We start from the raw sequence: 25843 nt of genomic DNA, 5'->3' as shown, positions 1-25843 counted from the left end.
ACCTGCCGTGGTGCTCGGGTCGGGGTGTGTCCGGGGCGTGTGCTTCCTTCGTACGGCCGGGAGTTGCCGCTCCCGGCCGTACACCTGCGCGCACACGCGGACCGGGTCATTCGATCTCGCGCATCATCTTCTCCATCGACCCGACGGCGAGCCGGGTCTGTGCCAGTTCCTCCAGCAGCCGGCGCTGCTCCTCGGCGGTACGGCGCTGCAACTCCACGGTGTCCTCCAGGAGTTGCGCGTACCGGGTGGCGAGCTCCTTGTACTGCTCCTCGCGCGCGGCCAGCAGGCGGGCGCGCCAGGTGGCCGCCACCTGCCAGACGATCACGATCATCAGGGTGAAGAACCCGGCCGCGCCGACGGCCCCGACCAGCACGCCGAGTTCTTCGGCGCCGGCGGCCTGCGTCACCAGTTCGTCGTTCACTTCGCTTCCTCTTTCGCGCCTCGGTCCGAGCGGCCCGTGCCGCGGTCGGCGGTGCCCGCGCCGTCGTCGGTGAGCGTCGCGGCCGCGCGGGCGACGGTGTGCGGGGTGAGTTCGCAGACGAACGGCGTGACGTCGTAGTACTTCACCGTCTTGCCGTCGTCCGCGGCTTCGAGCGTGCCGGTGACGAGGCCCGCGGCCTCCAGCCGCTGCAGGTGCATGTGCAGCAGCGGCCGGCTGATGCCGATCTCGCGCGCCAGCGCGCTGACGTATGTGCGGTTCTCCACGAGCGCCGCCACGATCCGCATCCGGTGCGGGTTGCCGAGCGCGGTCAGGATCTTCAGCAGAGCGTCACCCGTGGGCGCCGGCGGCGGGACCTCGGGCATCAGGGCCCCTTTCCCTCGTACCTGTCAGAAAATGCTGACAGGGGTCGGAGACACCTGTCAAAGATTTCTGACACATCTCAGGGTCGGATGGGGGATCCCTCAGGGTCGGCTCCGGGAGGCCCCGACAGCAGAGTGTTCCGGCCGAGGCGTACGGGGAGTTCGGTGAGGCCGCGCAGCAGCGTGCCGGCACGCCAGGTGAGGGACTCGGGGTCGGCGTCGAGGGTGAGAGCGGGGTGCCGTTCCAGCAGCAGGCGCAGGGCGACGGCGGTCTCCGTGCGGGCGAGCGGGGCGCCGAGGCAGTGATGGACGCCGTGTCCGAATCCCAGGTGACCCTGGGGGCGCCGGGTGAGGTCGAAGCGGTCCGGGTCGGGGAAGGCGAGCGGGTCGCGGGAGGCCGCGGCCAGGGAGACCAGCACGGCGTCCCCGGCGGCCACGTGGGTGCCGGCCAGCTCCAGCGGCTCCGCCGCGAACCGGAACGCGCCCGCGTGCACCGGCGAGTCGAGCCGCAGCGACTCCTCGGCGGCGGCGCCGGCCAGCTCCGGGCGGGCGCGCAGCAGGGCGAGCTGGTCCGGATGGGTGAGCAGGCGGAGGACGGTCGCGGAGATCAGGTTGACGGTCGTCTCGTGCCCGGCGACCAGCAGCAGGAACGCCATGCCGAGCGACTCCTCGGGTGACGGCCCGTCGGACGCGCCGGGGGCGGCCAGGTCCGCGAGCAGGGTGCCGTCGGGGGTGCGGGCCTTCCGGGCGATCAGGTCCGTGAGGTAGCCGGTGAGCGCGGCGGCCGAGGCGGCGGCGGCCTTCGCGCCGGTGGGCGCGACCAGTTCGTTCGACCAGACGTGGAAGTCCTCGCGGTCCCCCGCGGGCACGCCGAGGAGGTCGCAGATCACGGTGACCGGCAGCGGCAGCGCGTACCCGCCCACCAGGTCGGCGGCGCCCGCCTCCGGCATCCGGTCCAGCAGGCCGCGGGCCACGGCCTCGACACGGGGGCGCAGCGCCGCGATCCGGCCCGGGGTGAAGTGGCCGGCGACCAGCCGTCGCAGCCGGGTGTGGTGCGGCGGGTCGCTCTGCAGCATGTTGCGGCCGACGGCGTGCCCGCCGTCTGTCTCCCAGCCGGCCGAGTGCCGGATGTCGTTGCGCAGCCGGGGATCGGTGAGCGCCGCGCGCACCGCGTCCCGGGTCACCACCAGCCAGGCGTCTCCGCTGCCGGGTACGTGCACCCGGTGCACCGGGCCTTCGGCGCGCAGGGCCGCGAGCCGGTCGAAGGGGAAGGGCGTGGGGGCCCACTCCAGGGGCGCGGGTCCGTCGGCGCACACGGTGTGTCCTCTCCGGCAGCCATAACCAGGGAGCACTCCCCAGTTTTCTCGGGGACGATAGCATCCGCCCGGGGAGCACTCCCCGGTTCGTACGGAGGGACCCATGACCGTCGGTGAAGGACCCGAGAAGCCCGCTCCGCCCCGGCTGCGGCGGGACGCGCTGCGGAACCGGGAGCGGCTGGTGGAGGCGGCGCACGCGGTGTTCGCCGAGCAGGGGCTCGAGGCGCCGCTGGACGTGATCGCGCGGCGCGCCGGGGTGGGCAACGCGACGCTCTACCGCCACTTCCCCACCCGGGCCGCGCTGGTGGACGCCGTGTTCCGCGGCCAGCTCACGGGGACCATGGAGGCCGGTGAGCGCGCGCGCCGCGCGCCCGACGCGTGGGCCGGCCTGGCGGGCTATCTCGACGCCGTGTTCGCCACCCTTGCGGCCGATCGCGGCACCAACGACCTGATGACCACCCGTCTGCCGGACGTCGAGACGCTCGGCGCGGTGCACGCGCACAACCGCGAGACCGTCGACGTGCTGCTGGGGCGCGCCCGCGCGCAGGGCAGCGTGCGCGCCGACGTCACCACCGAGGACCTTCTCTTCACCCTTGCGGCACTGGGCCGTGCCGTGCCTCCGCTGGCCGTCGCCGCCGGCCCCGACGCCTGGCGACGTCCTCTCGCCCTGTTCCTCGAAGGGCTGCGCTGCCCCGCGCGTGAGCCCCGCCCGCTGCCCGGACGGCCGCTCGACGAGGAGGTACTGGGCCAGGTGCTCGGCGAGATGGGACCTCACCGGGCCCGGCCCACGGACGGGCCAACCGGCGGGGCCGCGGCGGACGGCAAGGCGTGACCGAGGACATCTGCTCGCGCCACGACAGATTTTCCGCCGAGGCGACTAGAGTTTGTCGGTGGGGAACCTGTCCCCGTGGCGGACCGTGACGCTGTGGTCCGCGGAAAGGTGCGTATGCCCTCGGAAAGTCAGCCGTACGCCGACGGCCGGCAGCCGGACCAGGACCGGCCGCCCGTCGCCGACCTGCTCGACGACGACCACTTCCCGGCCTACACCATGGGCAGGGCCGCGGAACTGGTCGGAGCGACACCCGCGTTCCTCCGCGCTCTCGGTGAGGCGCGGCTGATCACCCCGACCCGCTCGGACGGTGGTCACCGGCGCTACTCGCGCCACCAGCTGCGGCTCGCCGCCCGCGCCCGCGAGCTGGTCGACCAAGGCACCCCGGTGGACGCCGCGTGCCGCATCGTGAGCCTCGAGGACCAGCTCGAGCGGGCCGAACGGACGAACGAGGAGCTCCGTCGGCAGGGTGTCGACACGGTCCACGGACACCGGTGAAAATCTGTCCCGGCCGACGCAGAATTTCCGCCCCGTCCGCGAGAAATTCCTTTCGCTAAACATGCCGTCCGGGTTTATTCCAGTGATTTTCCTCGCTTGCCGAGAATCTTTTCCGTGCTAGGCTGACGTCAGTTGCAGTTGTGGTTGCCAGTTTGAACCGGTTCTCCGGGCAGGTGATCATCGCGACGATGTAGGGATTCGTAAAGTGCGATTCCCGCACTGTCTCAGGAGAAAATTATGGCCACCGGTACGGTCAAGTGGTTCAACTCGGAAAAGGGCTTCGGCTTCATCGAGCAGGACGGCGGCGGCGCTGACGTGTTCGCCCACTACTCGAACATCGCCACCTCGGGCTACCGCGAGCTCCAGGAAGGCCAGAAGGTGACCTTCGACGTCACCCAGGGCCAGAAGGGCCCGCAGGCGGAGAACATCGTTCCCGCCTGACCTTCCTGACCTGCACGCAGGTTTGGATGAGCGGGTGCTCGCACGTTATGTGCGGGCACCCGCTTTTCGTTTGTTCACGGACATTCTTTCCGTACGTTTTCCGCCGCGTCCGGCGTGACGGTCAGCGCGACGAGCGGAACGCCCTCGCGCGCAGCGCGTCCACCGCGATCCGCGCCGCCGTGCCGATCACCGCGTCGGCCGCCGGCAGGGTCGCCGCCGTGTGGGCGGTCCGGGTGAAGACGGCGACCGCGTAACGGCCCCCGTCCGGGTACTCGACCACGCCCACCTCGTTGCGCAGGGTCGGCAGGCTGCCGGTCTTTCCGGCGACATGGACGTCGTCGAAAGGAAAACCCGAGGCCAGACGGTGCGGCCACACCTGAAGTCCCATGATCCGCCGCATGGCGGCGCCGTGCTCCGGGGTGCACGCCTCGTCCCGCCACACGGCGCCCAGCAGCCGGGTCATGTCCCGCGGGGTACTGCGGTTGGTGCGCGCCGGGTCCAGCGCCCGCAGCCGGCTCACCACCCGTGGATCGGCCAGCGCCCGAGCCCCCTCAGGCCCGGCGTCCTCCTTGATGGTGGCCAGCATCTCGCCGAAGGAGTGCACGGCCCTCGTCCGGGTGAGGCCCAGCCGGCCCGTCGTCGCGTTCACGGCGTCCATACCCACCCGGCGCAGCAGCAGGTCGGCGGCCGCGTTGTCGCTCACCGCGATCATCAGATAGGCGAGGTCGCGCAGGGACATCCGGGCCGCGTCCAACATGGCCGCCACGCCCGTCGGCCCCGCCGTCCGCCCCTCCGGCACGCTCTCCACCTGCTCGGCCAGGTCCAGCGCGCCCCGCGCCGCCTGCTCGTGCAGCGCGACCAGCAGACACAGCTTGTGCACGCTCGCCGTGCACACCGGCTGGTCGGCCCCGGCGTCGAGCTGCTCGCCGGAGTCGATGTCCAGGGCGTGCAGCCAGCCGGTGACCCCGGCGTCGGTGAGGGCCGCGTGGATGCGGGCGACGGCGTCCGTCACAGCCAGTACTCCGATGCCGGTCGCAGATGCAGGGGACGGGCGGGCACGTCGGGGACCGCGCCGGCAGCGGTACGCAGGGCGTGCGTGGCCGCCTCCGCGAACGCCTGCACGGCCGCGTCACCGCGCCCCTTCGGCCAGGCCGCGGAGTGCCGCAGCGCGGGCGCCCCGCCGGTCAGCGGACGCCACACGACGTCCGCCTCCCCGTCCCCCTGCCCCGCGGGGGCCGCGTCACGCGGGCACAGCGCGACCGCCCCCGAGGACAGCACGAGACCCTTGACGAAGCTGGTGCCCTGGCCGTGGCGGACGGCGCCGGGCGTGAAGCCGCCGCGGGCGCAGGTGGTCAGCAGCTCGTCGTAGAGGGCGGGGGCCGCCGTGCGGGGGAAGAGGATCAGGTCGCGGCCGGACAGCGAGGGCAGCGGGACCTCGTCGAGGGCGGCCGCCGCGGTGCCGGCGGGCAGCAGCACGCCCATCTCCCTGCGCAGCACCGGGCCCAGCTCCAGACCCGTCACGTCGCACGGGTGGTGGACGACGCCCACGTCCAGGTCGTGCGCGGAGAGCCGGTCGAGCTGCTGGGCGGTGGACAGCTCGTGCAGCTCCAGTTCCAGCCCCGCGTGACGCCCGCCGAAATCCGCGAGCAGGGCGGCCACCGTCTCGCCGGAGAGGTCCGGGGGCAGCGCGGCGCGCAGCAGACCCGTCTCGCCGTCGCGCACCCTGCGGGCGGCGGCGAGGAACGCCTCCGTGCGGGACAGCACCTCCCGCGCCTCGGCCAGCAGCAGCGTCCCGGCCTCCGTGATCCGCACCTGACGGCTGGTGCGCTCGAAGAGCCGCACGCCCAGCTCGCGTTCGAGCCGCTGCACGCGCTGCGAGAGAGGGGGCTGCGCCATGCCGAGACGTGCGGCGGCACGGCCGAAGTGTGACTCTTCGGCAACAGCCACGAAGCACTCCAGGTGCCGCACCAGGTCCACGACCAGTCATCATATCGAGTGTTTATCGGTCCATGATTGATAGCGGACTTGGACGGATGGCCCTGGGCACTGCTGTGGTCGGGGCATGAACACGTTTCCCGACCTTCCCCGTACCGGTCCCCGCCGCCGCCCCCCTACGGCGGTCAAGGCGCTCGTCGCCGTCACGGCGGTCGCCGCCGTCGGCGTCGGCGGCGCCTGGGGCGCCGGGCTCGGCCCCTTCGCGGGCGAGTCAGGGCCCGACCCGGAGGCGGCGGCCGAGGCTCGCGCGTTCCTCGCCGACTGGGCCGCCGGACGCCTCCCGGACGCCGCCGCCCGCACCACCGGACCCGACCGCGCCCAGGAGGTGCTGAGCAGCTTCACCTCCGGGCTCGACATCGAGAAACCCGTGCTCACCGCGGGCGAGCCCGTGGAGGACGCGGAGTCCGACGGGCGCGCCGTCACCGTGCCGTACACCGCGCGGATGCCCGTTGCCGGCCTCGGCACGTGGACGTACACCGCCGAGCTGCCGCTGCGGAAGCGGGGCGGCGAGTGGAAGGTGGACTGGCGGCTGTCGCTGGTGCATCCGCGGCTGAGCGGCACGGAGAAGTTCCGTCTGGAGCGGGAGGAGGCCGAGCCGGTCCGCGCGAACGACCGCGCCGGCCGCGCCCTGTCGGCGGCCACCCATCCTTCCCTCGGTCCGGTCCTCGCCCAGCTCGGCCGTGCCACGGGCGGCGGCGGGCCGCGCGGGGCGGTGCTGCTCGTCGACCGCGTCACCGGGGACGTGCGCCGCACCGAGGCGGCCTTCGGCCGCAGGACGCACGAGGACGAGGGGCCCGTACGCACCACCCTCGACACACGCTGGCAGTCGGCCGCCGAGCAGGCCTTGAAGAAGGCCGACGGCAAGAACGCGGCGCTGGTCGCCCTGCGCGTGGACGACGGACAGATCCTCGCCGTGGCCAACTCCCCGGCCGACGGCTTCAACCGCGCCGTCTCCGGCACCTACGCCCCCGGATCCACCTGGAAGATCGTCACCAGCAGCGCCCTGCTGCTGAAGGGCGCGGTCGCCCCGGACGACGTCGTGGACTGCCCCCGATACCTCACCGTCGGCAAGCAGTTCCAGAACGTCGAGACCTCCGCCCACCCGGGCGCCACCTTCCGCAAGGCGTTCACCGAGTCCTGCAACACCGCGTTCATCGGCCTGCGTGGCCGGCTCGGTGACGGCGAGCTCGGGGAGGTCGCGGCGAGGCACTTCGGCGTCGGCCAGACCTGGCACGTGGGCGTCCCCTCGTACGACGGGTCCGTGCCGGAGCCGCGGGACGCGACGGAGAAGGCCGCGTCGATGATCGGCCAGGGCAGGGTGCAGGCCAACCCGCTGATCATGGCGTCGGTCACGGCGACGGCCGTGTCCGGCCGCTTCCACCAGCCCGTCCTCGTCGCCGGCACCGAGGACACCACCAGGACCGAGCCGCTGCCGCCCCGCGTCGTCGGTCAGCTCCGCACACTGCTGCGGGCCACGGTCACCGAGGGCACCGCGCACGCCCTGGCCCCGCTGGCCGGGGAGGTCGGCGGGAAGACCGGCACCGCCGAGGTCTCCGACGAGCAGGAGAACAACGGCTGGATGGTCGCCCACCGCGACGGCGTCGCCGTGGCCTGCGTCGTCGAGGAGGGCGTCACCGGCGGCGGCTCGGCCGGACCCGTGCTGCACGCCCTGCTGTCCGCCGCCCCCAGCTCCTGAGCCACCCCCCTACCGTTGAAGGACGTCCCGTCATGACCCCACGCCTCTCCCGCCGCTCGCTGCTGCTGACCGCCGCCCTCGTCCCCGTGGCGGGCTGCGCCACCGACACCCAGGACCGCGCCCCGGCCTCCGGCTCCTCCGCGACCGCCGGCCGCGGCACACCGTCCCCGGTCAGCCCCCGGAACCTCGCCGCGCTGGAACGCGAGTACGGCGCCCGGCTCGGGGTGTTCGCCGTCGACACCGGCACCGGTGCCGCCGTCGTCCACCGCGCCGACGAGCGCTTCGCGCTCTGCTCCACCTTCAAGACGCTCGCCGCCGCCGCGGTCGTGGACCGGCGCCCCGGCGCCCGCCTGGACGAACGGATCCCCTACGGCACGGCCGACCTGGTGCCGTACTCGCCCGTCACCGAGAAGCACACCGGGGAGGGCATGACACTGCGGCAGCTGTGCGACGCGGCCGTCCGTTACAGCGACAACACGGCCGGCAACCTGCTGCTGCGGGACATCGGCGGCCCGCGCGGCCTCACCGCGTACGCGCGCCGGCTGGGCGACCGGGTGACGCGGCTGGACCACACCGAGCCCGAGCTGAACAACAACCCGCCCGGCGACCCGCGGGACACGACCTCGCCCCGCGCGATCGCCGCCGACTACCGCGCCCTCGTGCTCGGCGACGCCCTGCCCGCCGCCGGGCGCGCCCTGCTCACCGACTGGCTGGTGCGCAACACCACCGGCGACCACCGGGTCCGGGCGGCGGTGCCGCGCGGCTGGAAGGTCGGCGACAAGACGGGCAGCGCCGACTGGGGCCGCGCCAACGACGTGGCCGTGCTGTGGCCCGGCGGGGGCCGCTCCCCGCTGGTGCTGTCGGTGCTGACGGAACACCCCGACCGCGCCGCGTCCGGCCGGGACGAACTGGTGGCGGAGGCGGCGCGGCGGGTGCTGGACGTGCTGGGGTGACGTCCGCCGGTCAGTCCTGGCGGGGCGCCGCCTGCTGGACCACCTCGAAGGACCACAGGGTGGCGTCGGTGGCCGCCGGACGCGGCTTGTCGCCCTGCGGGCCGGCGTGGGCGGCCTGCCCGCGGCCGTCCCTCCAGCGCTCGAAGTCCTCCTCGCTGCGCCAGCGGGTGTAGACGAGGTAGGTGTCGGTGCCCTCGACCGGGCGGAGCAGCTCGAACCACTCGAAGCCGTCCGAACTCTCCACCGCCCCGGCCCGCGCGGCGAACCGCTTCTCCAGGGTCTCGCGCTGGTCCTCGGGAACCGTGAGTACGTTGATCTTGACGACGCTCATGCCGCGATTGTCCCGCAGTCCCCGTCCGGACCGCCGGTCGGGGCGGTGCGGTCAGCCGAGGCAGATCACCAGCAGGCAGAGGCGGGGGTCGCGCGGCTCGTCGGCGGGCGGCGGGGTGCTGGGCGCCGGCTGGGTGGCCGAGCCGTCGCCCTGGTCCGGACCGCCGTCGCCGCCCGTGTCGCCGCTGCCGTCGTCGGCGGAGGGCGGGGGCGAGGAGGGGCGCGTGGGGGCCGTCGAGCCGCCGGAGCCCGGGACTGTGCCTCCGGTGCCCTGGCTCGCCTCGGAACGGTCACCGGAACGGGAGACCGACTCGGACGCGTCCGAGCGTCCCCCGGCGGGCACCTCGGTGGCGGCGGCGCCGTCGGTGCGGGTGCCGGACGGGGGCGCGGTGGTGGTGGGCGCGGCCTCGGGACGCGTGGTGGTGCGGCGGTCCGCTGCCCGCGGCGGGGTGGTCGTACGGTCCGGGGAGACGGACGGGGCGTCGGCCGCCTCGTCCGTGGTGCCACCGGTCCCGCCCATGCCGTGCAGGTCGGGCGCGGTGGCGGCCTGGGTGCGGTCGCCGCCGCCCCGGTCCGTCGAGGCGAGGGTGATGCCGCCGCCGACGAGCGCCACGGCCGTGGCGACCAGGGCGCGCCGCTGCGTCTTCTTCCAGCGCGCCAACTGCCGCCGTCGCGCGGCACGTCCGGTCCCGGGGCCTGCCGGCAGGGACCGTGCGGTGTCGGCGGCGGTGCCGCCGGCCTCCTCGGGCCGCGCGGTCTCGGCGGGCGGTGCCGGGGCGGCGTACACCGCGGCCTCGGCACGGCGGGCGGGGACGACGGATCGTATGCCTTCGGCGGGGGGCGCGGTCTCCCCGCCCGGCCGGCCGGCGCCGACGGGGCGCGGGGCGCCGCCCGCCCGTGCGCCGCCGAAGGGCCGCGCGGCGCCCGCGGAACCGGCGGGCCGTGCGGCCTCGTCGGGCCCCGCGGTGTCGCTGGTCCGTTCGGAACCGCCCGGCCGCGCGGATTCATTGCCGATCGCGCCGTGCCGCGTGGGGTCGATGGGCCCCGTGGTGCCGACGGCCCGTGCGGAACCGGCTGGCCGCAGACCGTTGTTCGGCCGCGCCGTCTCCGCGGGCCGTCCGCCGCCGGCCGGCCATGTGGTGTCGGCGGACCGTGCGCCGTCGAGGGACCGACCGGCGCCGGTGGTCCGTGCGGAACCGGCGGGCCGTGCGGCCTCGTCGGGCCCTGCGGAGCGGGCCGGCCGTCGGCCGTCGTTGGGCCGCGTAGTCTCCGTGGGCCGGGCGGGAGCGGTGAACCATCCGCCTTCCGCGGGTTCTTCGGCGGCGCGGTGCGCCGGTCCCGTCGTCGCCGCTCGTCCGGGGACGCGGTGGCCGCCCACCATGCCGGGGGCGATGTCGGGGGCGTAGGCGCCGCAACCCGGGCAGACCAGGGCGCCGTTCAGGTGCCGGCGACACGTGGAGCAGTAGTCCATCCGCTGTCTTCCTGAGGTGTCGTACCGGGCGTCCGCGCAGGCGCGGCCGGCCCGGTCCGGGCAGGGAACAGCCACGCTAGCCAGGCACTCGTCCCCCTGTGTGCAGCCCGTGTGCCGCTCCTGCGCACATTCTCGGCGTGCCCGGGGTGAAGGTCGTGAGCACGCGTGCCGCACCACCGCACAACGGACACACTGCTGAGCAACGTTCTGGGCCCGGCCGGACGTCGGCCCCGACGCCGCACGGAGTGCCGCGTCGGCCGTCCAGCTCCACCCCCATGCCGCACGCCCCGCCCGGAAGGCACCCCCATCTTGAAGCCCCGTACCACCGCTGCCGCCGCACGCCGTTGCGCCCTGCTGCTGACCGCTTCCCTCACGGCCCTCTCCCTCACCGCCTGCGGTGCGCTCGGACCGGGTGACGACGAGGACAGCGCCGACGCGCGCGTCGACTACGACATCACAGTGGGCCTGCTCCTGCCCGACCGGGACACGGCGCGGTTCGAACAGTTCGACTACCCGCTCATCAAGGAGCGCATCGCCTCGCAGACGAACAAGCAGGGCGACGTCGTCTACGCCAACGCCGAGGGCAGCAAGGAGAAGCAGAGCGAGCAGTTCCGGCAGATGATCGGCCGGAAGGTCGACGTCATCCTCGTGGACGCGGTGGACGCGTCCGCCGTCGCCCCCGACGTGCGCCTGGCCAAGCGGGCGGGCATACCCGTCATCGCCTACGACCGGCTCGCCGAGGGCCCGATCGACGCCTATGTGTCGCACGACAACGAACTCGTCGGCCAGGTGCAGGGCCGCGCCCTGGTCAACGCGCTCGGTGAGAAGGCCGAGAACAAGAAGGTCGTCATGATGAACGGCGAGCCCGCCGACCCGAACACCGCGCTGTTCAAGAAGGGGGCGCTGGACGAGCTGGACGGCGCGGTGGACATCGCCGCGTCGTACGACACCAGGAAGTGGCTGCCCGAGGTCGCGGCGGAGAACATGCGCAAGGCGATCAAGAAGGTCGGCGCGGGGAACGTCGCCGCCGTCTACTCGGCGAACGACGGCATGGCCGGCGCCGTCATCGAGGAGCTCCAGCAGGCGGGGCTCAGCGAACTGCCGCCGGTGACCGGGCAGGACGCGGACCTGGAGGCGGTGCGGCGGGTCGTCTCCGGCACCCAGTACATGACGGTGTACAAGTCCTTCCTGCTGGAGGCGACCGGGGCCGCGGACATGGCCGTGGCGAAGGTGCAGGACCGGGCGATCCAGTTCGACGCGCTCGCGCAGGACGTCATCGACAGCCGGTCGCGGAAGGACATCCCGGCGATGCTGGTGCCGGTGGTCGCCCTCACCCGGGAGAACATCGAGGACACGGTGATCGCCGACGGCGTCTACACCGTCAAGGACATCTGCACCCCGGCGCACGCGGACGACTGCGCGGAGATCGGGCTCACCGGCTGAAAGTGACGCGGGTCACGTCCGGCCGCCGATCAGTTCGCGTCCTCCCTCCGGTCTTCATGGGCGTAGGTGTCCGCGAGCGGAGGAAGGACCGGTCGTCATGAGCGCACAGGTGAAGGGCCCCGCCAGCTATTTCCCGTCCATCGAGAAGAAGTACGGCCGCCCCGTGGCCGAGTGGAAGGAGCTCATCCGCTCCTCGCCGCTGACCCGGCACATGGAGTTGGTCGCCTGGCTCAAGACCGAGCACGGCCTGGGCCACGGGCACGCCAACGCCCTGGTCGCCCACACCCTCGCGGAGAAGGGCTGACCGCGGGGCGCGCCGGCGGGTGCGACCGCGGGCGCGGCGGGCGGGCGTGAAGGCGGGCGCGGACGCCGGGTCGTGCCTAGGATCGCGGCATGTCTGCGCCCACGAGCGACGTGAACCGGTTCCTCGCCGCCAGGCCCCGGCTCGAGGCCATCGCCTACCGGCTGCTCGGCTCCGCGAGCGAGGCCGAGGACGCCGTGCAGGAGACGTATCTGCGCTGGCAGGGCGCGGACACGGGGCGGATCGAGGTGCCCGAGGCGTGGCTGACGAAGGTGCTCACCAACATCTGCCTCAACCAGCTCACCTCGGCCCGTGCCCGGCGCGAGACGTACGTGGGCCAGTGGCTGCCCGAGCCGCTGGTCGCCGGGGACCCGATGCTGGGGCCCGCCGACACCGCCGAGCAGCGGGAGTCGGTGTCGTTCGCGATGCTCGTACTGCTGGAGCGGCTGTCCCCGGACGAGCGCGCGGTGTACGTGCTCCGGGAGGCGTTCGGCTACGCGCACAAGGAGATCGCCCAGATCCTCGACGTCAGTGAGGCCGCCAGTCAGCAGATCCTGCACCGTGCGAGGAAGCACGTGGCGCAGGGCAGGGCGCGCCGGGAGATCGACGGGGCCGAGGCGCGGCGGGTCGTCGAGGAGTTCCTCGCGGCCGCCACCAGCGGACGGACCGAGCCGCTGGTCGCGCTGCTCACGCGGGACGCCGTCGCGGTCGGCGACGGCGGCGGGAAGGTGCCGGCGCGCGCGAAGGCGTTCGAGGGCGTCAAGGCGGTGGCCACGTTCCTGCGGGGCCTGTTCACGCCGGGCGCCGGGAAGCGGGCGGTGGCGGGCGGTTCGCCCGAGCTGTACGCGACGACCGCGAACGGCGATCCGGCCGTCGTGGCGGTCGTCGACGGGCGGGTGATCGGCGTGATGTGCCTGGAGGTCACCGAGGACGGCATCGCGGCGGTCCGCAGCCAGGTCAACCCCGACAAGCTGGAGCGTGTGGCGGAGCGGTGGGCCGCCGTCGACCACGGGGAGCCGCTGGTGAGGGCCGTCTACTGAGCCGCCTCCGCGCGATGTGACGCAGGTAACATTCCGGAGGTGTCAGGGATCGGCGGGCTGCCCGGTTCAAGGGGCGAACCAGTCGACGACAGGAGCCTGCCATGCAGCACCGCATCATCGTCCTCGGAGCCGGATACGCCGGAGCCTCCGCCGCCGGACGCCTGGCCAGGCGGCTGCACCGCGACGACGTCTCCCTCACCCTCGTCAACGCCGAGCCCGACTTCGTCGAGCGGGTCCGCAACCACGAGCTGGCCACCGGACGTGAGCTCCCGCACCGGCCGCTGGCCGACGTGCTCGCCGGGACCGGCGTCGACCTGAAGGTCGCCCGCGTCACCGGCGTCGACGCCGACCGCAAGGTCGTCGCCGTCACCGGCGACGGCGGCGCCGAGGAGCTGGCGTACGACACGCTCGTCTACGCCCTCGGCAGCCGCTGGGACGACCACGGCGTCCGCGGCGCCGCCGAGCACGCCCACGAGATCGCCGGGCGGGCCGGCGCGCTGCGGGTGCGTGAGCGGCTGGCGGGACTCGCCGCCGGGCAGCCCGTGGTCGTGGTGGGCGGCGGCCTCACCGGTCTCGAGGCGGCCACCGAGATCGCCGAGGCACGTCCGGACCTGGAGGTCACCCTCGCCGCCCGCACCGGCCTCGGCGACTGGCTGTCGCCCAAGGGGCAGGGTCACCTGCGGGCGGTGTTCGACCGGCTCGGCATCACCGCGCGCGAGAACGCCGAGGTCACGGCCGTGGAGGACGGCCGCGTGGTCACTGCCGACGGGACGGTCCTGCCGTCCGCGCTCACCGTGTGGACCGCCGGCTTCGCCGTCCACCCGATCACCCGCGCCACGACCCTGAAGGTCGGTGACACCGGGCAGATCGTGGTCGACGGCACCATGCGCTCGCTCTCGCACCCGGACGTGTACGCGGTCGGCGACGCGGCGCTGGTGCAGGGGCCCGGCGACAAGCCGCTGCGGATGTCGTGCGCGACCGGCACGCCCACCGCGTGGCAGGCCGCCGACGCGATCGCGGCCCGCCTCACCGGCGGCAAGCTGCCGCACGTGCCGCTGCGGTACTTCAACCAGTGCATCTCGCTCGGCCGCAGGGACGGCCTCATCCAGTACGTCACCGCCGACGACCGTGCGAGGAGCGCCGCGCTGACCGGCCGCGTCGCGGCGCTCTACAAGGAGCTGATCTGCAAGAGCGCGGCCTGGGGCGTCGCCCACCCGACCCTCGGCCTCCCCACCCGCCGTCGCCGGATCACCCACCCCGCCCCGACGGCATCCGCGGCCCCGGCGCCGGCACCGGAGTCGGCTGCCTGAGCACGGGATCCGGCCGCCGGGTGTCCACGGCACCCGGCGGCCGGGCGGACAGGTCCCAGGCTCGGCGCGCGAAGATCACTGTGCGGGCCGCGGAGGAGTCGGACCTGCCGGCCGTGCCCGCCCTCCACGGCGAGCTGAACCCGGACGACCCCCCGCTGCCTCCCGCGTCCGCCGCCGCCGTCTGGGCGGCCATGCCGGATCAGCAGGGCCGGACGGTCCCGGTCGCCGTCGTCGGCGAGGCCGTGGCCGGGACGGCCGACTGCATCGTCGTACCGAACCTCACCCGCGGCGGACGGGCCGTGCTGTTCGCGGAGAACCTGGTCGTGGCCGCGGCCTGTCGACGGCGCGGCGTGGGGCGTCGGTTGACGGGCGCCGGCCTGCGGCTGGGCGAGGCCGCCGGGTGCTACGAGGTCCAGCTGCCGGCGGCGGACGACGCCTACGTCCACACCTTCTACTTCCACGAAGCGTGCGGCCTCACGGGCCGGGCCGCGGGCTTCCGCCGCTCCCTCGCCCGCCCCGAGTAGGGCCCTCGGCCCTCCTTCTGCACCCAGCGACAGAGACCCGGATCCCCCTTGAGCCGGAGGGGGAGGCAGGGGTCCGCGACCTAGCCTGAACGGGTCATGAAACGCATCGACGACCGGCTGGTACCGGTCCTGCTGTTGTGCGCCCAGGCCCTGGTGTGGCCGGGGGCGGCACTGGTGCGCGGCGAGGTTCCGTCCGCGTCCTCCCTGCTCGTGGCGGTGCTGGTCGCCGGCCCTGTCACCGCCGTACTGGCGCTGCGCCGGAGCCGCCCGGTGACCGCCCTCGTCGTGGTCGCCGTCGCCTGCGCGCTGGGCGCCGGTCCGCTGCCCGTCGGGGCGACGGCGGTGCTCGGGACCGCCGGGGTCGCGCTCGCGCTGTGGACCGTGGCCGTCGAACGGGACGCCTTCACCACCGTGCTGTGCGGGGTGTCCCTCGCCGTCTGGCAGCTCCTGCACGGGCTGACCCTGCACCGGCTCAGTGAGCGTGACGGGCTGGACCTGGTGCTCACCGCCCTGCTGTACGCGGCCGCGTGCGGGACCGGGCTGCTCGTCCGGCGGTCCCGGGGCGCGCGCCGGGCGTCCGAGGACCTGCTGCGTCGCGCGGAGTCGGAGCGGCACCGGCTGCCCGCCGTCGAACGGCGGCGGATGGAACGGGAACTGCACGACGTCAGCGCCCACCATCTGACCGCGGTGGTGGTCACCGTCGGCGCCGCGCTGGGGCTGCGTGACCGGCGTCCCGAACTCGGCGACGAGGCGCTGCGGTTCGCCGTGGACACCGGGCACGAGGTGACCCGGGCGCTCGGTGCGGTGCGGTCCCCCGCCCCTTCGCGGAGCGGCCTGCCCGCGCCCGAGGAGCGGCTGCCGGCCCTGGTCGAGGGGTTCCGGCGGATCGGCCAGCCCGTCGACTGCGCGACCGACCCGCTGCCGGAGGGCGCCGTCGCCGACGCCGTGTACGGCATCGTGCGGGAGGCGCTCACCAACGTGGCCCGGTACGCGCCGGGCGCGGCCACCACCGTGCGGTGCCGGTACGGCGACGACCGTACGGACGTCGTGGTGACCAGCGGCGCTCCGCTGCCCGGTACTCCCGCGCACGGCGCGGACCTCGGCGGCGGACGCGGCCAGGGCATCCTGCGCTCCCGCGCCCGGGAGGCCGGCGGCACCCTGACCACCGGTCCGACGGAGGACGGCGGCTGGGAGGTGCGGGCGGTCCTGCCCGGACGGACCGCCGGAGCCGTTGACCGGCCGGGTGCGCGGGGCCACCGCGCCGCCCAGGTCACGGCTGCCACCGGACTCGTCCTCCAGCCGCTGCTGCCGGTGCTGGCGATACGGACGGAGGACGCCTCGACGGGGCCGGAGGTGTCGGCGGGCGTGCTGTTCGCCCTGCTCGCGGCCGCCCAGGCGGTCACGCTGCTGTGGGTGCGGAGGGCTCCGCGCACCGCGTACGGCGTCCTTGGCGTCCTCGCCCTGCTGTGGCCCGCCGCGGCGGTGGCCGGCGGATACTCCGGGCCGGTGCTGCTGCCGCCCTTGCTGGGCGCGGTCGCCACGTGCGCGGCACTCGCCGTGGACGGGGCGGTGCGGGCCGGAGGGAGCTGGTCACGCGGTTCCCGGCGCCTCTTCAGGGCGCCGGCCGGGCCGCCCGCCCAGGGGCGCGGGGAACCGCGCGAACGGCCACGACGGCGCCGCAGCCGCCCACTGACCCGCCTTGACCTCCTCGTCGGCGCGATCGTGGTGCACACGGCCGCCGTCACCACTGCCGTGCTGGACCGGGGAACCACCGCACCCGTCTGGGCGGTCGTCACCGCGGCCCTCGCGGGGACGGCCCCGGTGATGTACGCGGCGCACCGCATCGCCACCCTGCGCGCCCGCCGGGCACGGGCGGCCCGCGCCGAACGGGACGGCCGCCTCGGCGCGCTGACCGGCGAGGCGGTCCGCGACGCGTGGGCCGAGCGGCGCCGGATCGCGGGCGGACTCGAGTCCACCGTGCTGGCCCGCACCGCCGACATGGTCGCCGAGGCCGAGGCGGGCAGGCTGGAGGCGACCGCCGAGCGCGCCCGGGAGGCGCTGGCGGCGATGCGCGCCCTGCTGGACACGGTCCGCGACGGCGAGGACCGGCCGGCGCTGCGCCCGCAGCCCACGCTCCAGGCGCTGGACCTGCTCGCCCGGCAGTGCCGGGCCACCGGCCGGGAGGTGGAGATACGCCTCACCGCGCGGGTACCCGGTCGGCTGCCCGCCGCCCTGGACCTGACCGCCTACCACGCCGCCGAGACCGTGCTCGCCGCCGGCGGGGAACAGCAGCCGGCCACACTCGAACTGGACGCGGACGGCGGTACGTTGACGCTCAGCGCGACCGGGGTTCCGTCCGCCGTCCACCCGGCCGTGCGGGAGCGCCTGGCCGCGCGCGTCGCGGCGCTCGGCGGCGCGCTGACCACCGGACCGGCGGACACCGTCCGTCTGCTGCTGCCCCTCGCGCCGGACGACGGGGAGGAGAGGGAACGATGAGCCTCAGGGTGCTGGTCGCCGACGACCAGGGCATCGTGCGCGCGGGATTCGCCGCCGTGATCGACGCCGAGGAGGACATGACCGTCGTGGGTGAGGCCGCCGACGGTGCGGCCGCGGTGCGGCTCGCCGGACAACTGGCGCCGGACGTCGTGGTCATGGACGTACGGATGCCCGAGCTGGACGGCATCGCCGCGACCCGGATCATCACCGGCCGCGCGGGTGCGCCCAGGGTGCTGGTGCTGACCACCTTCGATCTCGACTCCTACGTCTTCGACGCGCTGCGGGCGGGCGCCTCCGGCTTCCTCCTCAAGGACGTGTACGCCTCCGAACTGCTGCGCGGGATCCGTGTGGTGGCGGCGGGCGAGAGCGTCCTCGCCCCGTCCGCGACCCGTCGGCTCGTCTCCCACTACGCGACGGCGGGGGACGGCCCCGCGGCGCCGGTCCCCGAACTGTCCGGTCTGACCGGCCGGGAGCGCGGTGTCCTCACCCTGGTCGCCGCCGGCCTGACCAACGCGGAGATCGCCGACCAGCTCGGCATCGCCGTCGGCACCGTGAAGTCCCATGTCAACGCGTTGCTGCGGAAGTTGGGGCTCCGCGACCGGGTGCAGGCGACGATTCTCGCCTACGACCTCGGCCTCGCCCGCCCCCACCCGCCCGGCACCGCCCTTTAGAACCGGCGTTCCGCGCGCCACCTGTACCCACCACACCGACCCGAGGATCATGAACATGACCACCATCAGCACCGGCGGCAGCGCGCCTCAGGAGCCCACCATGACCGGACGTGACCGCACCCTTCTCACCCGCCTGCGCCACCTCTACGGTGACGTCTTCGCCCTCGCCTACCTGGGCGTCTGCGTCGCCCTCACCGTGTGGGCGTTCGCGGCGAGCGCGGGTGAGAACGAGGACGCGTCCTTCGCGGGCGTCATCCCCGTACTCGCCACCGCCCCGGCGAGCCTCGTCGGCCTCGCCCTGCCGGGCGGTCTGCCCACCTTCGTGTTCGCCGTGGCGATGGGGGCGCTGGTCAACGCGGCGGTCATCGGCTGGTGCGCACGCCGCCTGCGCGGAGCCCCGACCCGCTGAGACGCGCCCGTTTCACGTCGGGACCGACGTCGGCCCGCCCGCGCAAGCACCGTGGACGCACACGCGTCCGGACGCGGGAGGGGTGACCGGTGCCCGCGACGACGGGCCGGTCGCCGCAGGGGCGCCTCCCGAGGCGCCCCTGCCCCGGGAGGCGCGGACCGGCGCCCGTCCGGACGGTCCGCCGGACGCCGGGGCGCGGCTCGGCACCCCAGGCGCGCGGGACGCCGCTCACATGGGGCGCGGGCGAGCCGGAGCCGGGACCTGCGCGGCCCCTGCACACCCGAGGGCGCACCGCACACCGCCCCCGAGACGCAGGAGCCCACGGCACGGAGGCGAGGGCGGGCGCGCCGGTCCGGACGGCCCGCCCCCGTACTCCGACGCTCCCGTGCGTCCTCGGCGGTCCGGGTGACCGCACCGCGTGGCCTGGGGTGAGCGCGCGGACGACGTGACCCGGACGCGCCCTTCACATTCCCGTCGTGTCGAACACCTCCACCGCCGAGAGGAGGTCCTCCGACGCCTCCTCACCCAGGCGCTGTTCGGACCAGATCGTCTTGTCCTGGCGGCCGTGGCGTACGCCCCAGTGGGCGCTGAGGCGCATCACGATGTACAGGCCGCGTCCGCCCTCGTCGCCTGCGCGGGCGTGGCGGAGGTGAGGGCTCGCGCTGCTCGCGTCCGTCACCTCGGCGAGCAGGCGTTCCTCGTCGTGGATGAGGCGCAGGCGGACAGGGCCCTCGCCGTGCAGAATCGCGTTGGTGACGAGTTCGCTGACGATGATCTCGGTCGTGAAGGTGCAGTCGTCCAGGTCCCAGGCGGCGAGCTGCTGGCCGACCAGCCGGCGGGCCGTGCCGACGACGGAGGCGTCCGAGGGCAGCGTCCAGTCGCCGACCCGGTCGGACGGCAGGCACTCGGTCCGGGCGAGAAGCAGGACGGCGTCGTCGTGGCGCGAGGGCGTCATGCGGTAGACGGCGGTGTCGCACAGCTCGTGGAGCGGCCGCGACGGAGTCGCCAGCACATGCTCCAGGCGGCGCACGGCGTCCGCATGGCCGTCGCCTTCCTCCTCCGCACCCAGCAGCCCGTTGGTGACGTGTGCGATGAGGCAGCCCGGCGGGAGCTGGGTGACCGCCGGGACGTACGCGGCGCCGCCCTCCGAGCCCAGCGGCGGGCCGAGCGGCACGTCCACGTGGATCGGCGCCCCGTCGGGGTCGACCAGGACGGGGGCGGGATGTCCGGCCCGCGTCATGGTGCACTGCCGGGAGACCGGGTCGTAGACGGTGACCGCGCAGGTCGCCAGGTAGGGGTGTGCCCCGCGGGCGTCGACGGCCGTGAGCTGTCCTGCGACCTCGTCCAGATGGGTCAGCACCTCGTCGGTCTCCAGGTCCTGCAGCGCCAGGGTGCGCAGCGCGACGCGCAACTGCCCCATGGTGGCCGCGGCCTCGATGCCGTGACCGGCCACGTCCCCGACGACCAGCGCCACCCGGGTCCCGGAGAGCGGGATGACGTCGAACCAGGCCCCGCCCGCGCTGTCCGGCAGATACACGTGCGCGGTCTCCACCGCCGACAGCCGCGGGGTCACGCCCGGCTGGAGCCGCCGCTGGAGGGCGGACGCCACCGTGTGCTCACGGCGGTAGCTGCGCGCGTTGTCCAGGTGCACGGCCGCGGTGGCGGCGGCCTGCCGGGCCACGTCCAGGTCGGCGTCCTCGAAGGCGTCGCCCCGGCTGCGGTACAGCGTCAGCAGTCCCAGCACGGTGTCCCGCGCGGTGAGCGGCGCGACGATCATGGAGTGGACCTTCCGGCCGAGCAGGACGGCGAAGCCGTCCGGGTCCGTCGCCAGCCACGGGTCGTCCGGGGTGACCTGCACCAGACGCGCGTGCGCGTCGCTGAGGGCCTGGGTGTACGGCGTGGGGAACGGGAAGGGACGGCTGTCGCCGGTGTGCCGTGACGGCTCGACGGAGTCGGGGGCGGCGAACGCGACCCGGCGCAGCGGCACGGACGTTGGCAGGGGACCGGACGGGGGCGCCGCCCCGGAGGGGTCGTCGTCCAGCAGATCCACGGACGCCGCGTCGGCGAAGTCCGGCACCAGCGCGTCGACCAGGGCGTCCGCCGTGGCCCGCACGTCGAGCGTGCCGCCGACGGTCCGGTGCACCGTGCTGAGCACGGCGAGACGGTCCGTCGCGGCCTGCCGGTCGGTCACGTCCTTCACCACGCCCACCACACCGGGGCCGTCGTGGAGCGGGAACAGGGACACCTCCACGGCGAGCGTCCGGTCGGGTTCGGACGGGGAACGGCCGCGCAGCAGCCGCCCGAGCACCGGCTCGCCCGTGGCGAGCACCTTGTCGATCAGCTGCCCGAGCTCCGGTTCGAGGTCGGGCGCGAAGTCGCGCACGTCGTGGCCGACGACGTCCTCGGCCGGAAGGGCCCGCACCCCGCGCGCGGACAGGTTGTACCGGCTGACCTTGCGGTCGGCGTCGAGCACGAACAGGCCCTGGGGCGAGCCGGTGAACAGCGCGTCCAGCACCGCGGCGTCGTCGACGGGACCGTCCGGCACGGCACCCTCCCTTCGCGGGCCATCCCCCTCCCGGCCTTCTCTCACCTTCTCGCATCATCCGCACGCGGCAACTCGGCCGGACGGGTCACCGCGTCCGCAGCAGCAGCAGCGCCACGTCGTCACTGCGGTGCGCGCTGCGCCGTACGTCCTCGACGAGCACGTCGGCGAGACCTTCCTCGTCCAGGTCACCGGCGTCGGCCCGCCGCGCGGCGAGCGCCTCGAAGGAGTCCAGGAGGTCGGTGCCGGGCACCTCCACCAGGCCGTCGGTGCAGAGGACCAGGACGGAGCCGGGCGGCAGGTCGACCTGGGTGCACGTGCAGTCGGCGGCGGCGTCGACGCCGAGCAGCAGGTTCGGCGGGACGCGCAGCACCTGGGCGCGCCCGTCGGGCCGGCGCAGCACCGGCGGCGGATGCCCGGCACCGGCGAGCCGCGCGCGATGCCGGGCCAGGTGGACGTAGAGGCAGCTGGTGAACAGGCCCGGGCCGAGGCCGGTGAGCAGGCGGTTGGTGCGGACGAGCACCCCGGCGGGCGGCGCGCACCTGGCGGCGCCCCTCGGGACCTGACCCTGTGGACGCCGGGAAGAACCGGATCCGCGCGGCCGCTGCGGCAGGCCGGACCGTTCCGCCGCCCCGGGCGCCCATACCGGGACGGTATGCCCGGTGCGCGGGGCGGGCACTCGGTGGAGGGCCCGGCCGGGCGGCCGTCGGAGCGTGGGCCGGGCACCCGGTGGCGGGCGGGCCGGGCGGCCCCACGGACGCCCGCGGGAAGTCCGCGCGGAGAAACTTCCCGGCGGGTGTCATCCGGAGGGCGGGGGGCCGGGGTTTGTACGGATGGAGAGGCGCCCTCCGCCCGTCAGACCACCTGGGCCCGCAAGGGCCCGTCATCCGCGAGGAGTTGCCCGCATGAAGCGGACCCCGAAGTACCTGGCCGTCACGGCCGTCACGGCCGCCGTGGCCGGCATGGCCACGATGTCGTACGCGGCGCCCCACGACTCGGCCGGCCGGGCACCGCACTCCGCGACCGTGACGGCGGCCGCCCCGGCCGCCGCCCCCGCGGCCGTGGCGAAGCACGCCCCCACGCCCCGCATCGTCCAGCCTGGCGAGCGCGTCACCGGCGCGCCGGGCTTCGAGCTGTGGCTGACGCCCGAGGGCAAGCACTGGACCACGCCGGACATGCCGGAGGGCCAGTTCCGCAGCGTCGTCGACGGCAACGTCGACCTGAGCCGCCCCGGCGTCTCCGTCCAGTCCGAGGGCACCCCGGAACTCGTCTACCTCTCCGGCCTGTACTACGGCGGCAAGGGCACGGCGTCGACCGTCGAGCTCCGTACGGCCGCCGGGACCCTGCAGGGCAAGCTCATCGAGCTGCCCGGCCGTCCCGGCTGGGGGGTCTGGTACGCGGTCGCCGACACCGTTCCGAGCGACGGCTCGTGGAGCTTCGTGTCCGAGGTGACGGTGCGCAACACCAAGGGCAAGGTCTACGCCTCGCTGTCGCTGCGCTGACCCCGCGGGCGGGGGACCGGCCGGTCCCCCGCCCGGCCGCCCCCCGTACCCGACGCAGAGGAACCTGTCCGTGCCGCACGAGACGTCCGCCGCCTTGCCGGAACACCCCGACTTCGCCGCCTACGCGGGTGCGGCCTGGGCCCGTCTGGTGCGGACCGCCCTCCTGCTCACCGGGGACTTCCACGAGGCCGAGGATCTCGTGCAGACCACGCTGGCCAAGGTGTACGCCCGCTGGGGACGCGTCCCGCCGGACGACGTCGACTTCTACGTCCGGCGCTCCCTGGTCAACAACAACATCAGCCGGACCCGCAGACGCCGGGTCACGCATCTGCTGATGCCGTTCCTGCCGGAGCGGGTGCACCAGCGCGACCAGGGTCACGCCGAGTCCGTCGAGTCCCGGGCCGAGATCACCGAGGCGCTCGGCTCGCTGTCCACCCGGCAGCGGACGGTGCTGGTGCTGCGGTACTGGGAGGACCTGCCGGAGACCGCCATCGCCGAGGTGCTCAACTGCTCGCCCGGCACGGTCAAGACGCATGCGCGGCGCGGCCTCGAGGCCCTGCGCTCCCATCCCGCGTTCGCCGCCGCCGAGCGCCCGCACCCCCTTCCCGGAGCCCGCCCATGAACCACCTCGACCCCGGAGCAGAACGGGACGCCGAGCCCGCCGGGACCGGACGCCTGCGCGAGTCCCTGGCCGCCGCCGCGTACGACGTCACGCCGTCCCGGGTGCCGCTGGCGGCCGTGGAGCGCCGCGGCCGGACGATCCGGCGCAGGCGCCGTACGACGGTGCTGGGCGCGGGTTGCGCCGTGCTGCTTGCGCCGCTGGCCTTCGTCACCCTGCACGGCCCGGACGGCGGTGACCGTGTCACGCGCCCGGCCGCCACGGTGTCCTCCTCGCCCGCGCCGTCCGCCTCACCCACCGTGTCCGCGCCGACGCCGCGCATCGTCGATCCGGGCGAGCGGGTGACGGCGGCGCCGGGGTTCGTGCTGTGGCTGACGGAGGAGGGGAAGCACTGGACGACGCCGGACATGCCGGAGGGGCAGTTCCAAAGCGTGGTGGACGGCAACATCGACAGGACGCGGCCCGGAGTCTCGCTGCAGACCGAGGGGATGAGCGGCGGAACGGTGCTGGCCTCGGGCGTCTACTACGGGGGTGAGGGGACGGCGTCGGTCGTCGAGGTCGCGTCGAAGGACGGCCCGGTGCGCGGCAAGCTGCTGGAACTGCCCGGCCGGCCGGGGTGGGGCGTCTGGTACGCCGTCGCCCCCACGGACGTCGAGACGCCGGTCACCGTCCGCGACACGGAAGGCCGCGTCTACGCCACGTTCCCCTGACGGGGGGGGAACGTGGGAGGGCGGCCACGACACCCCCCAGCCGGTGTCGTGGCCGCCCGTTCCTCCTGCTCGCCCACCCGCCTACTTGCTGACGGCGAACCGCATCAGGGCGTGCTCGTCGCCCTGCTTGATCTTGCCGGTCTCGTTGATCACCTGGAGCTTCCAGCCGTTGCCGACCTTCACGGCCTTGGCGACGGCACAGCCGTTGTCCTGGCTGAGCATGCTCGGCCAGATGTCGGCGACCTGCTGGCTGCTGCCGCCGGTGGCGTCGTAGACCTTGAAGCTGATGTTGCGGGCCTTCTGGAAGGAGCTGCCCTTCTTGTAGGCGGCCGCGACGAACACGATCGAGGTGATCGCGCCGGGCAGGCGGGAGAACTCGACGGTCACCGTCTCGTCGTCCCCGTCACCGTGGCCGGTCTGGTTGTCGCCGCTGTGCAGGAGGGAGCCGTTGCCCATCGGGTCGAGCGAGTCCAGGCCGGCCAGGCGCACCGGGTCGCCGCCGGACATGGCGATGGCGATCAGGTCGAGGTCCGTACCGGTCTTGCGGCGCAGCTTGCCGAGCACTCCGCCGCTGGATCCGGCGGTCGGGTCCCAGGAGACGCCGATGGAGAGGTGCGTGACCCCGTCCAGGTCCGCGGGGCCGTCTTCCTTGGTCAGCGTGATCATGAACGAGCCATCCTTCGTCGACGGGTGTACGGCCTTGAGTCTGCCTGGCGCCGCTCCATCCTGAACAGGCGGGTCTGCCCTGGAACGTGATTGTTGCGGACGCTCAACGCACCGGGAAGCCGAAGGAGTAGCCCTCCTCCTTCAGCCAGGGCAGCACGCGGCGCAGCGCCTCGACGGTCTGCGCGCGGTCGCCTCCCGCGTCGTGGAAGAGGATCGTCGGGCCGTTGGGCAGCTCCCGCTGCACGGTCTCCACGATGGAGTCCGCGCCCGGCTGCTCGAAGTCCTTGGTGTCGACGTTCCAGCCCAGCGGGCGCATGCCGCGGGAGGCTGCGACGGCGCGGCTGTGCGGGGTGAACGCACCGCCGGGCGCCCGGTAGTAGAGGGGACGGACACCCCCGGACGCCTCGGTGATCATGCGCTCGGCGTCGAGGATCTCCTTCGACTGGTACGCCTCGGATTTCCGGTCCATGGCGGTGTCGTGGGAGACGGAGTGGTCGCACAGCACGTGCCCGTCCGCGACGATCTCCTTGACCAGGCCGGGGTGGGTCCGCGCCTGGATGCCGGTGAGGCAGAAGGTGGCCTTCACACCCTCCTCGCGCAGCAGCTCCAGCACCTGCGGCGTCCAGCGCGGGTCGGGGCCGTCGTCGATGGTGATGTTGACGCCGCGCGGGCCCGCGTCGGAGGCGTGGGCGATCGTGGGGGAGACCCGCTTCACGGCGGCGGGCTTCGCGGACGCGCCGGCCTCCGGGACGCCGTTCACGACGTCGGCCTGGGCGGTGTACACCGAGGCGCCGACGGCGAGCATCGTCACCCCGAGCGCCGCCCCGGCCACCTTGCCGTACCAGCTCCGTCCACCGCTGTGCCGCGCCATGTCCCGCCCCGCTTTCCTGCTGTCGCTCGTCGCCCGCGTCCCGGACTTCTCCGGGAACCACTGGGCAGGACGGGACACGGACGTCCCCGGATGCGTCCGTTACGGATCACGGACACATCCGGGGACGTTCACGGACAGAACGGGGATGTCCGTACGGACCGGGGGCCCGGTCACCGTGGTGACCGGGCCCCCGGGGGGTGGTGCGATGACGCGGTGCAGCGCGTCACCACCGGTACCAGCGGCCGCGACCACCGCCCGCGTTCGTGGAGCGCATGACGAAGCCGAGCAGCCAGATGACGAGGACCGCGATGGCGATCCACCACAGGACCTTCACGGCGAAGCCGGCGCCGAAGAGGATCAGGGCAAGAAGCAGAACGAGCAGCAAGGGAACCATAGTTATCGACCTCCT

28 protein-coding genes are annotated in these 25843 nt (G+C 74.4%); 16 read left to right on the top strand and 12 right to left on the bottom strand.

Features of this window, described 5'->3' with window-relative positions; all coding sequences use genetic code 11:
• Positions 1–106: 106 nt before the first annotated feature.
• The 3 genes from ACF1AG_RS13285 to ACF1AG_RS13275 form a co-directional block, all read right to left on the bottom strand.
• Positions 107–421 (bottom strand): hypothetical protein, encoded by a 315-nt coding sequence (locus ACF1AG_RS13285; protein WP_359600522.1) that lies wholly within the window; start codon positions 419–421, stop codon positions 107–109.
• Positions 418–804, bottom strand: coding sequence for a winged helix-turn-helix domain-containing protein (locus ACF1AG_RS13280; protein WP_048457112.1), 387 nt, complete (start codon positions 802–804; stop codon positions 418–420). The genes ACF1AG_RS13285 and ACF1AG_RS13280 overlap by 4 nt, the downstream gene beginning before the upstream one ends.
• Before the next feature lie 77 nt (positions 805–881).
• Positions 882–2117, bottom strand: coding sequence for a cytochrome P450 (locus ACF1AG_RS13275; RefSeq protein WP_391809754.1), 1236 nt, complete (start codon positions 2115–2117; stop codon positions 882–884).
• Positions 2118–2220: 103 nt separating this feature from the next.
• Between ACF1AG_RS13275 and ACF1AG_RS13270 the strand changes: the two genes are divergently transcribed.
• The 3 genes from ACF1AG_RS13270 (at position 2221) to ACF1AG_RS13260 (ending at position 3885) form a co-directional block, all read left to right on the top strand.
• Positions 2221–2949 (top strand): TetR/AcrR family transcriptional regulator, encoded by a 729-nt coding sequence (locus tag ACF1AG_RS13270; RefSeq protein ID WP_391809753.1) that lies wholly within the window; start codon positions 2221–2223, stop codon positions 2947–2949.
• A 114-nt stretch (positions 2950–3063) separates the two neighbouring features.
• The gene (locus ACF1AG_RS13265; protein ID WP_359600528.1) at positions 3064–3444 is read left to right on the top strand and encodes a MerR family transcriptional regulator; all 381 of its coding nucleotides are present in this window, start codon (positions 3064–3066) and stop codon (positions 3442–3444) included.
• 237 nt (positions 3445–3681) lie between these two features.
• Positions 3682–3885, top strand: a complete 204-nt coding sequence (locus ACF1AG_RS13260; RefSeq protein ID WP_006134583.1) for a cold-shock protein — start codon at positions 3682–3684, stop codon at positions 3883–3885.
• A 121-nt stretch (positions 3886–4006) separates the two neighbouring features.
• On the opposite strand, the gene ACF1AG_RS13255 is transcribed toward ACF1AG_RS13260, so the two are convergent.
• On the bottom strand, positions 4007–4897 hold the full coding sequence (locus ACF1AG_RS13255; protein WP_359600530.1) for a serine hydrolase: 891 nt from the start codon (positions 4895–4897) through the stop codon (positions 4007–4009).
• Positions 4894–5862, bottom strand: a complete 969-nt coding sequence (locus ACF1AG_RS13250; protein ID WP_387795943.1) for a LysR family transcriptional regulator — start codon at positions 5860–5862, stop codon at positions 4894–4896. Before ACF1AG_RS13250 ends, ACF1AG_RS13255 begins: the two co-directional genes overlap by 4 nt.
• Positions 5863–5947: 85 nt before the next feature.
• Here ACF1AG_RS13250 and ACF1AG_RS13245 point away from each other — a divergent pair, with 85 nt between their 5' ends.
• Together ACF1AG_RS13245 and bla are read left to right on the top strand one after the other, a co-directional pair.
• A complete protein-coding gene (locus ACF1AG_RS13245) occupies positions 5948–7576 on the top strand; it encodes a penicillin-binding transpeptidase domain-containing protein (RefSeq protein WP_387795941.1) in 1629 nt (542 codons plus the stop codon).
• A gap of 32 nt (positions 7577–7608) precedes the next feature.
• Positions 7609–8529 carry a class A beta-lactamase gene (bla, locus tag ACF1AG_RS13240; RefSeq protein ID WP_387795940.1) on the top strand — a complete coding sequence of 307 codons (921 nt, stop codon included), beginning with the start codon at positions 7609–7611 and terminating at the stop codon, positions 8527–8529.
• A gap of 10 nt (positions 8530–8539) precedes the next feature.
• Here bla and ACF1AG_RS13235 read toward each other — a convergent pair whose 3' ends face one another.
• Positions 8540–8860, bottom strand: a complete 321-nt coding sequence (locus ACF1AG_RS13235) for an antibiotic biosynthesis monooxygenase (RefSeq protein WP_033276614.1) — start codon at positions 8858–8860, stop codon at positions 8540–8542.
• A gap of 51 nt (positions 8861–8911) precedes the next feature.
• Entirely contained in the window at positions 8912–10330 is a 1419-nt protein-coding gene (locus ACF1AG_RS13230) for a hypothetical protein (RefSeq protein ID WP_387795939.1), read from the bottom strand.
• Positions 10331–10639: 309 nt separating this feature from the next.
• Here ACF1AG_RS13230 and ACF1AG_RS13225 point away from each other — a divergent pair, with 309 nt between their 5' ends.
• The 8 genes from ACF1AG_RS13225 to ACF1AG_RS13190 all read left to right on the top strand — a co-directional run bounded on the left by ACF1AG_RS13225 (position 10640) and on the right by ACF1AG_RS13190 (position 18524).
• Positions 10640–11773: a sugar ABC transporter substrate-binding protein gene (locus tag ACF1AG_RS13225; protein ID WP_391809752.1), complete on the top strand. Its 1134-nt coding sequence runs from the start codon at positions 10640–10642 to the stop codon at positions 11771–11773.
• A gap of 97 nt (positions 11774–11870) precedes the next feature.
• Positions 11871–12077, top strand: coding sequence for a DUF4287 domain-containing protein (locus ACF1AG_RS13220; protein WP_006134592.1), 207 nt, complete (start codon positions 11871–11873; stop codon positions 12075–12077).
• An 89-nt stretch (positions 12078–12166) separates the two neighbouring features.
• Positions 12167–13114, top strand: coding sequence for an RNA polymerase sigma-70 factor (locus tag ACF1AG_RS13215; protein ID WP_359747895.1), 948 nt, complete (start codon positions 12167–12169; stop codon positions 13112–13114).
• Positions 13115–13215: 101 nt separating this feature from the next.
• Complete coding sequence (locus ACF1AG_RS13210; RefSeq protein ID WP_359600543.1) at positions 13216–14424, top strand: FAD-dependent oxidoreductase; 1209 nt, start codon at positions 13216–13218, stop codon at positions 14422–14424.
• A 20-nt stretch (positions 14425–14444) separates the two neighbouring features.
• Positions 14445–14948, top strand: coding sequence for a GNAT family N-acetyltransferase (locus tag ACF1AG_RS13205; protein WP_387795936.1), 504 nt, complete (start codon positions 14445–14447; stop codon positions 14946–14948).
• 96 nt (positions 14949–15044) lie between these two features.
• A complete protein-coding gene (locus ACF1AG_RS13200) occupies positions 15045–17444 on the top strand; it encodes a histidine kinase (RefSeq protein WP_387795934.1) in 2400 nt (799 codons plus the stop codon).
• Positions 17441–18115: a response regulator gene (locus ACF1AG_RS13195; RefSeq protein ID WP_387795932.1), complete on the top strand. Its 675-nt coding sequence runs from the start codon at positions 17441–17443 to the stop codon at positions 18113–18115. The genes ACF1AG_RS13200 and ACF1AG_RS13195 overlap by 4 nt, the downstream gene beginning before the upstream one ends.
• Before the next feature lie 100 nt (positions 18116–18215).
• Positions 18216–18524: an SCO4225 family membrane protein gene (locus tag ACF1AG_RS13190; protein WP_359600560.1), complete on the top strand. Its 309-nt coding sequence runs from the start codon at positions 18216–18218 to the stop codon at positions 18522–18524.
• Positions 18525–18987: 463 nt separating this feature from the next.
• Here the strand turns inward: ACF1AG_RS13190 and ACF1AG_RS13185 are convergent, their stop codons facing one another.
• Positions 18988–21069: a SpoIIE family protein phosphatase gene (locus tag ACF1AG_RS13185; RefSeq protein WP_359600551.1), complete on the bottom strand. Its 2082-nt coding sequence runs from the start codon at positions 21067–21069 to the stop codon at positions 18988–18990.
• Between the two features lie 85 nt (positions 21070–21154).
• Positions 21155–21745 carry a PP2C family protein-serine/threonine phosphatase gene (locus ACF1AG_RS13180; RefSeq protein ID WP_387795930.1) on the bottom strand — a complete coding sequence of 197 codons (591 nt, stop codon included), beginning with the start codon at positions 21743–21745 and terminating at the stop codon, positions 21155–21157.
• Between the two features lie 226 nt (positions 21746–21971).
• Here ACF1AG_RS13180 and ACF1AG_RS13175 point away from each other — a divergent pair, with 226 nt between their 5' ends.
• From ACF1AG_RS13175 to ACF1AG_RS13165, 3 genes are all read left to right on the top strand, one after another.
• Positions 21972–22568, top strand: a complete 597-nt coding sequence (locus ACF1AG_RS13175) for a hypothetical protein (protein ID WP_387795929.1) — start codon at positions 21972–21974, stop codon at positions 22566–22568.
• Positions 22569–22638: 70 nt separating this feature from the next.
• Positions 22639–23190: a SigE family RNA polymerase sigma factor gene (locus tag ACF1AG_RS13170; RefSeq protein ID WP_359600556.1), complete on the top strand. Its 552-nt coding sequence runs from the start codon at positions 22639–22641 to the stop codon at positions 23188–23190.
• A complete protein-coding gene (locus tag ACF1AG_RS13165; RefSeq protein WP_387795928.1) occupies positions 23187–23897 on the top strand; it encodes a hypothetical protein in 711 nt (236 codons plus the stop codon). The genes ACF1AG_RS13170 and ACF1AG_RS13165 overlap by 4 nt, the downstream gene beginning before the upstream one ends.
• 81 nt (positions 23898–23978) lie before the next feature.
• Here the strand turns inward: ACF1AG_RS13165 and ACF1AG_RS13160 are convergent, their stop codons facing one another.
• The 3 genes from ACF1AG_RS13160 to ACF1AG_RS13150 form a co-directional block, all read right to left on the bottom strand.
• Positions 23979–24563 (bottom strand): TerD family protein, encoded by a 585-nt coding sequence (locus ACF1AG_RS13160; protein ID WP_359608167.1) that lies wholly within the window; start codon positions 24561–24563, stop codon positions 23979–23981.
• A gap of 103 nt (positions 24564–24666) precedes the next feature.
• Entirely contained in the window at positions 24667–25434 is a 768-nt protein-coding gene (locus tag ACF1AG_RS13155; RefSeq protein ID WP_359745891.1) for a polysaccharide deacetylase family protein, read from the bottom strand.
• 223 nt (positions 25435–25657) lie between these two features.
• A complete protein-coding gene (locus tag ACF1AG_RS13150; RefSeq protein ID WP_033276627.1) occupies positions 25658–25828 on the bottom strand; it encodes a hypothetical protein in 171 nt (56 codons plus the stop codon).
• Between the last annotated feature and the right edge of the window lie 15 nt (positions 25829–25843).

It is taken from the genome of Streptomyces sp. NPDC014764, assembly GCF_043082785.1.
In the GTDB taxonomy this organism is placed as follows: Bacteria; Actinomycetota; Actinomycetes; order Streptomycetales; family Streptomycetaceae; genus Streptomyces; species Streptomyces althioticus.
The sequence above is the reverse complement of the archived record's forward strand: the minus strand, read 5'-3'. Positions and strand labels throughout refer to the sequence as shown.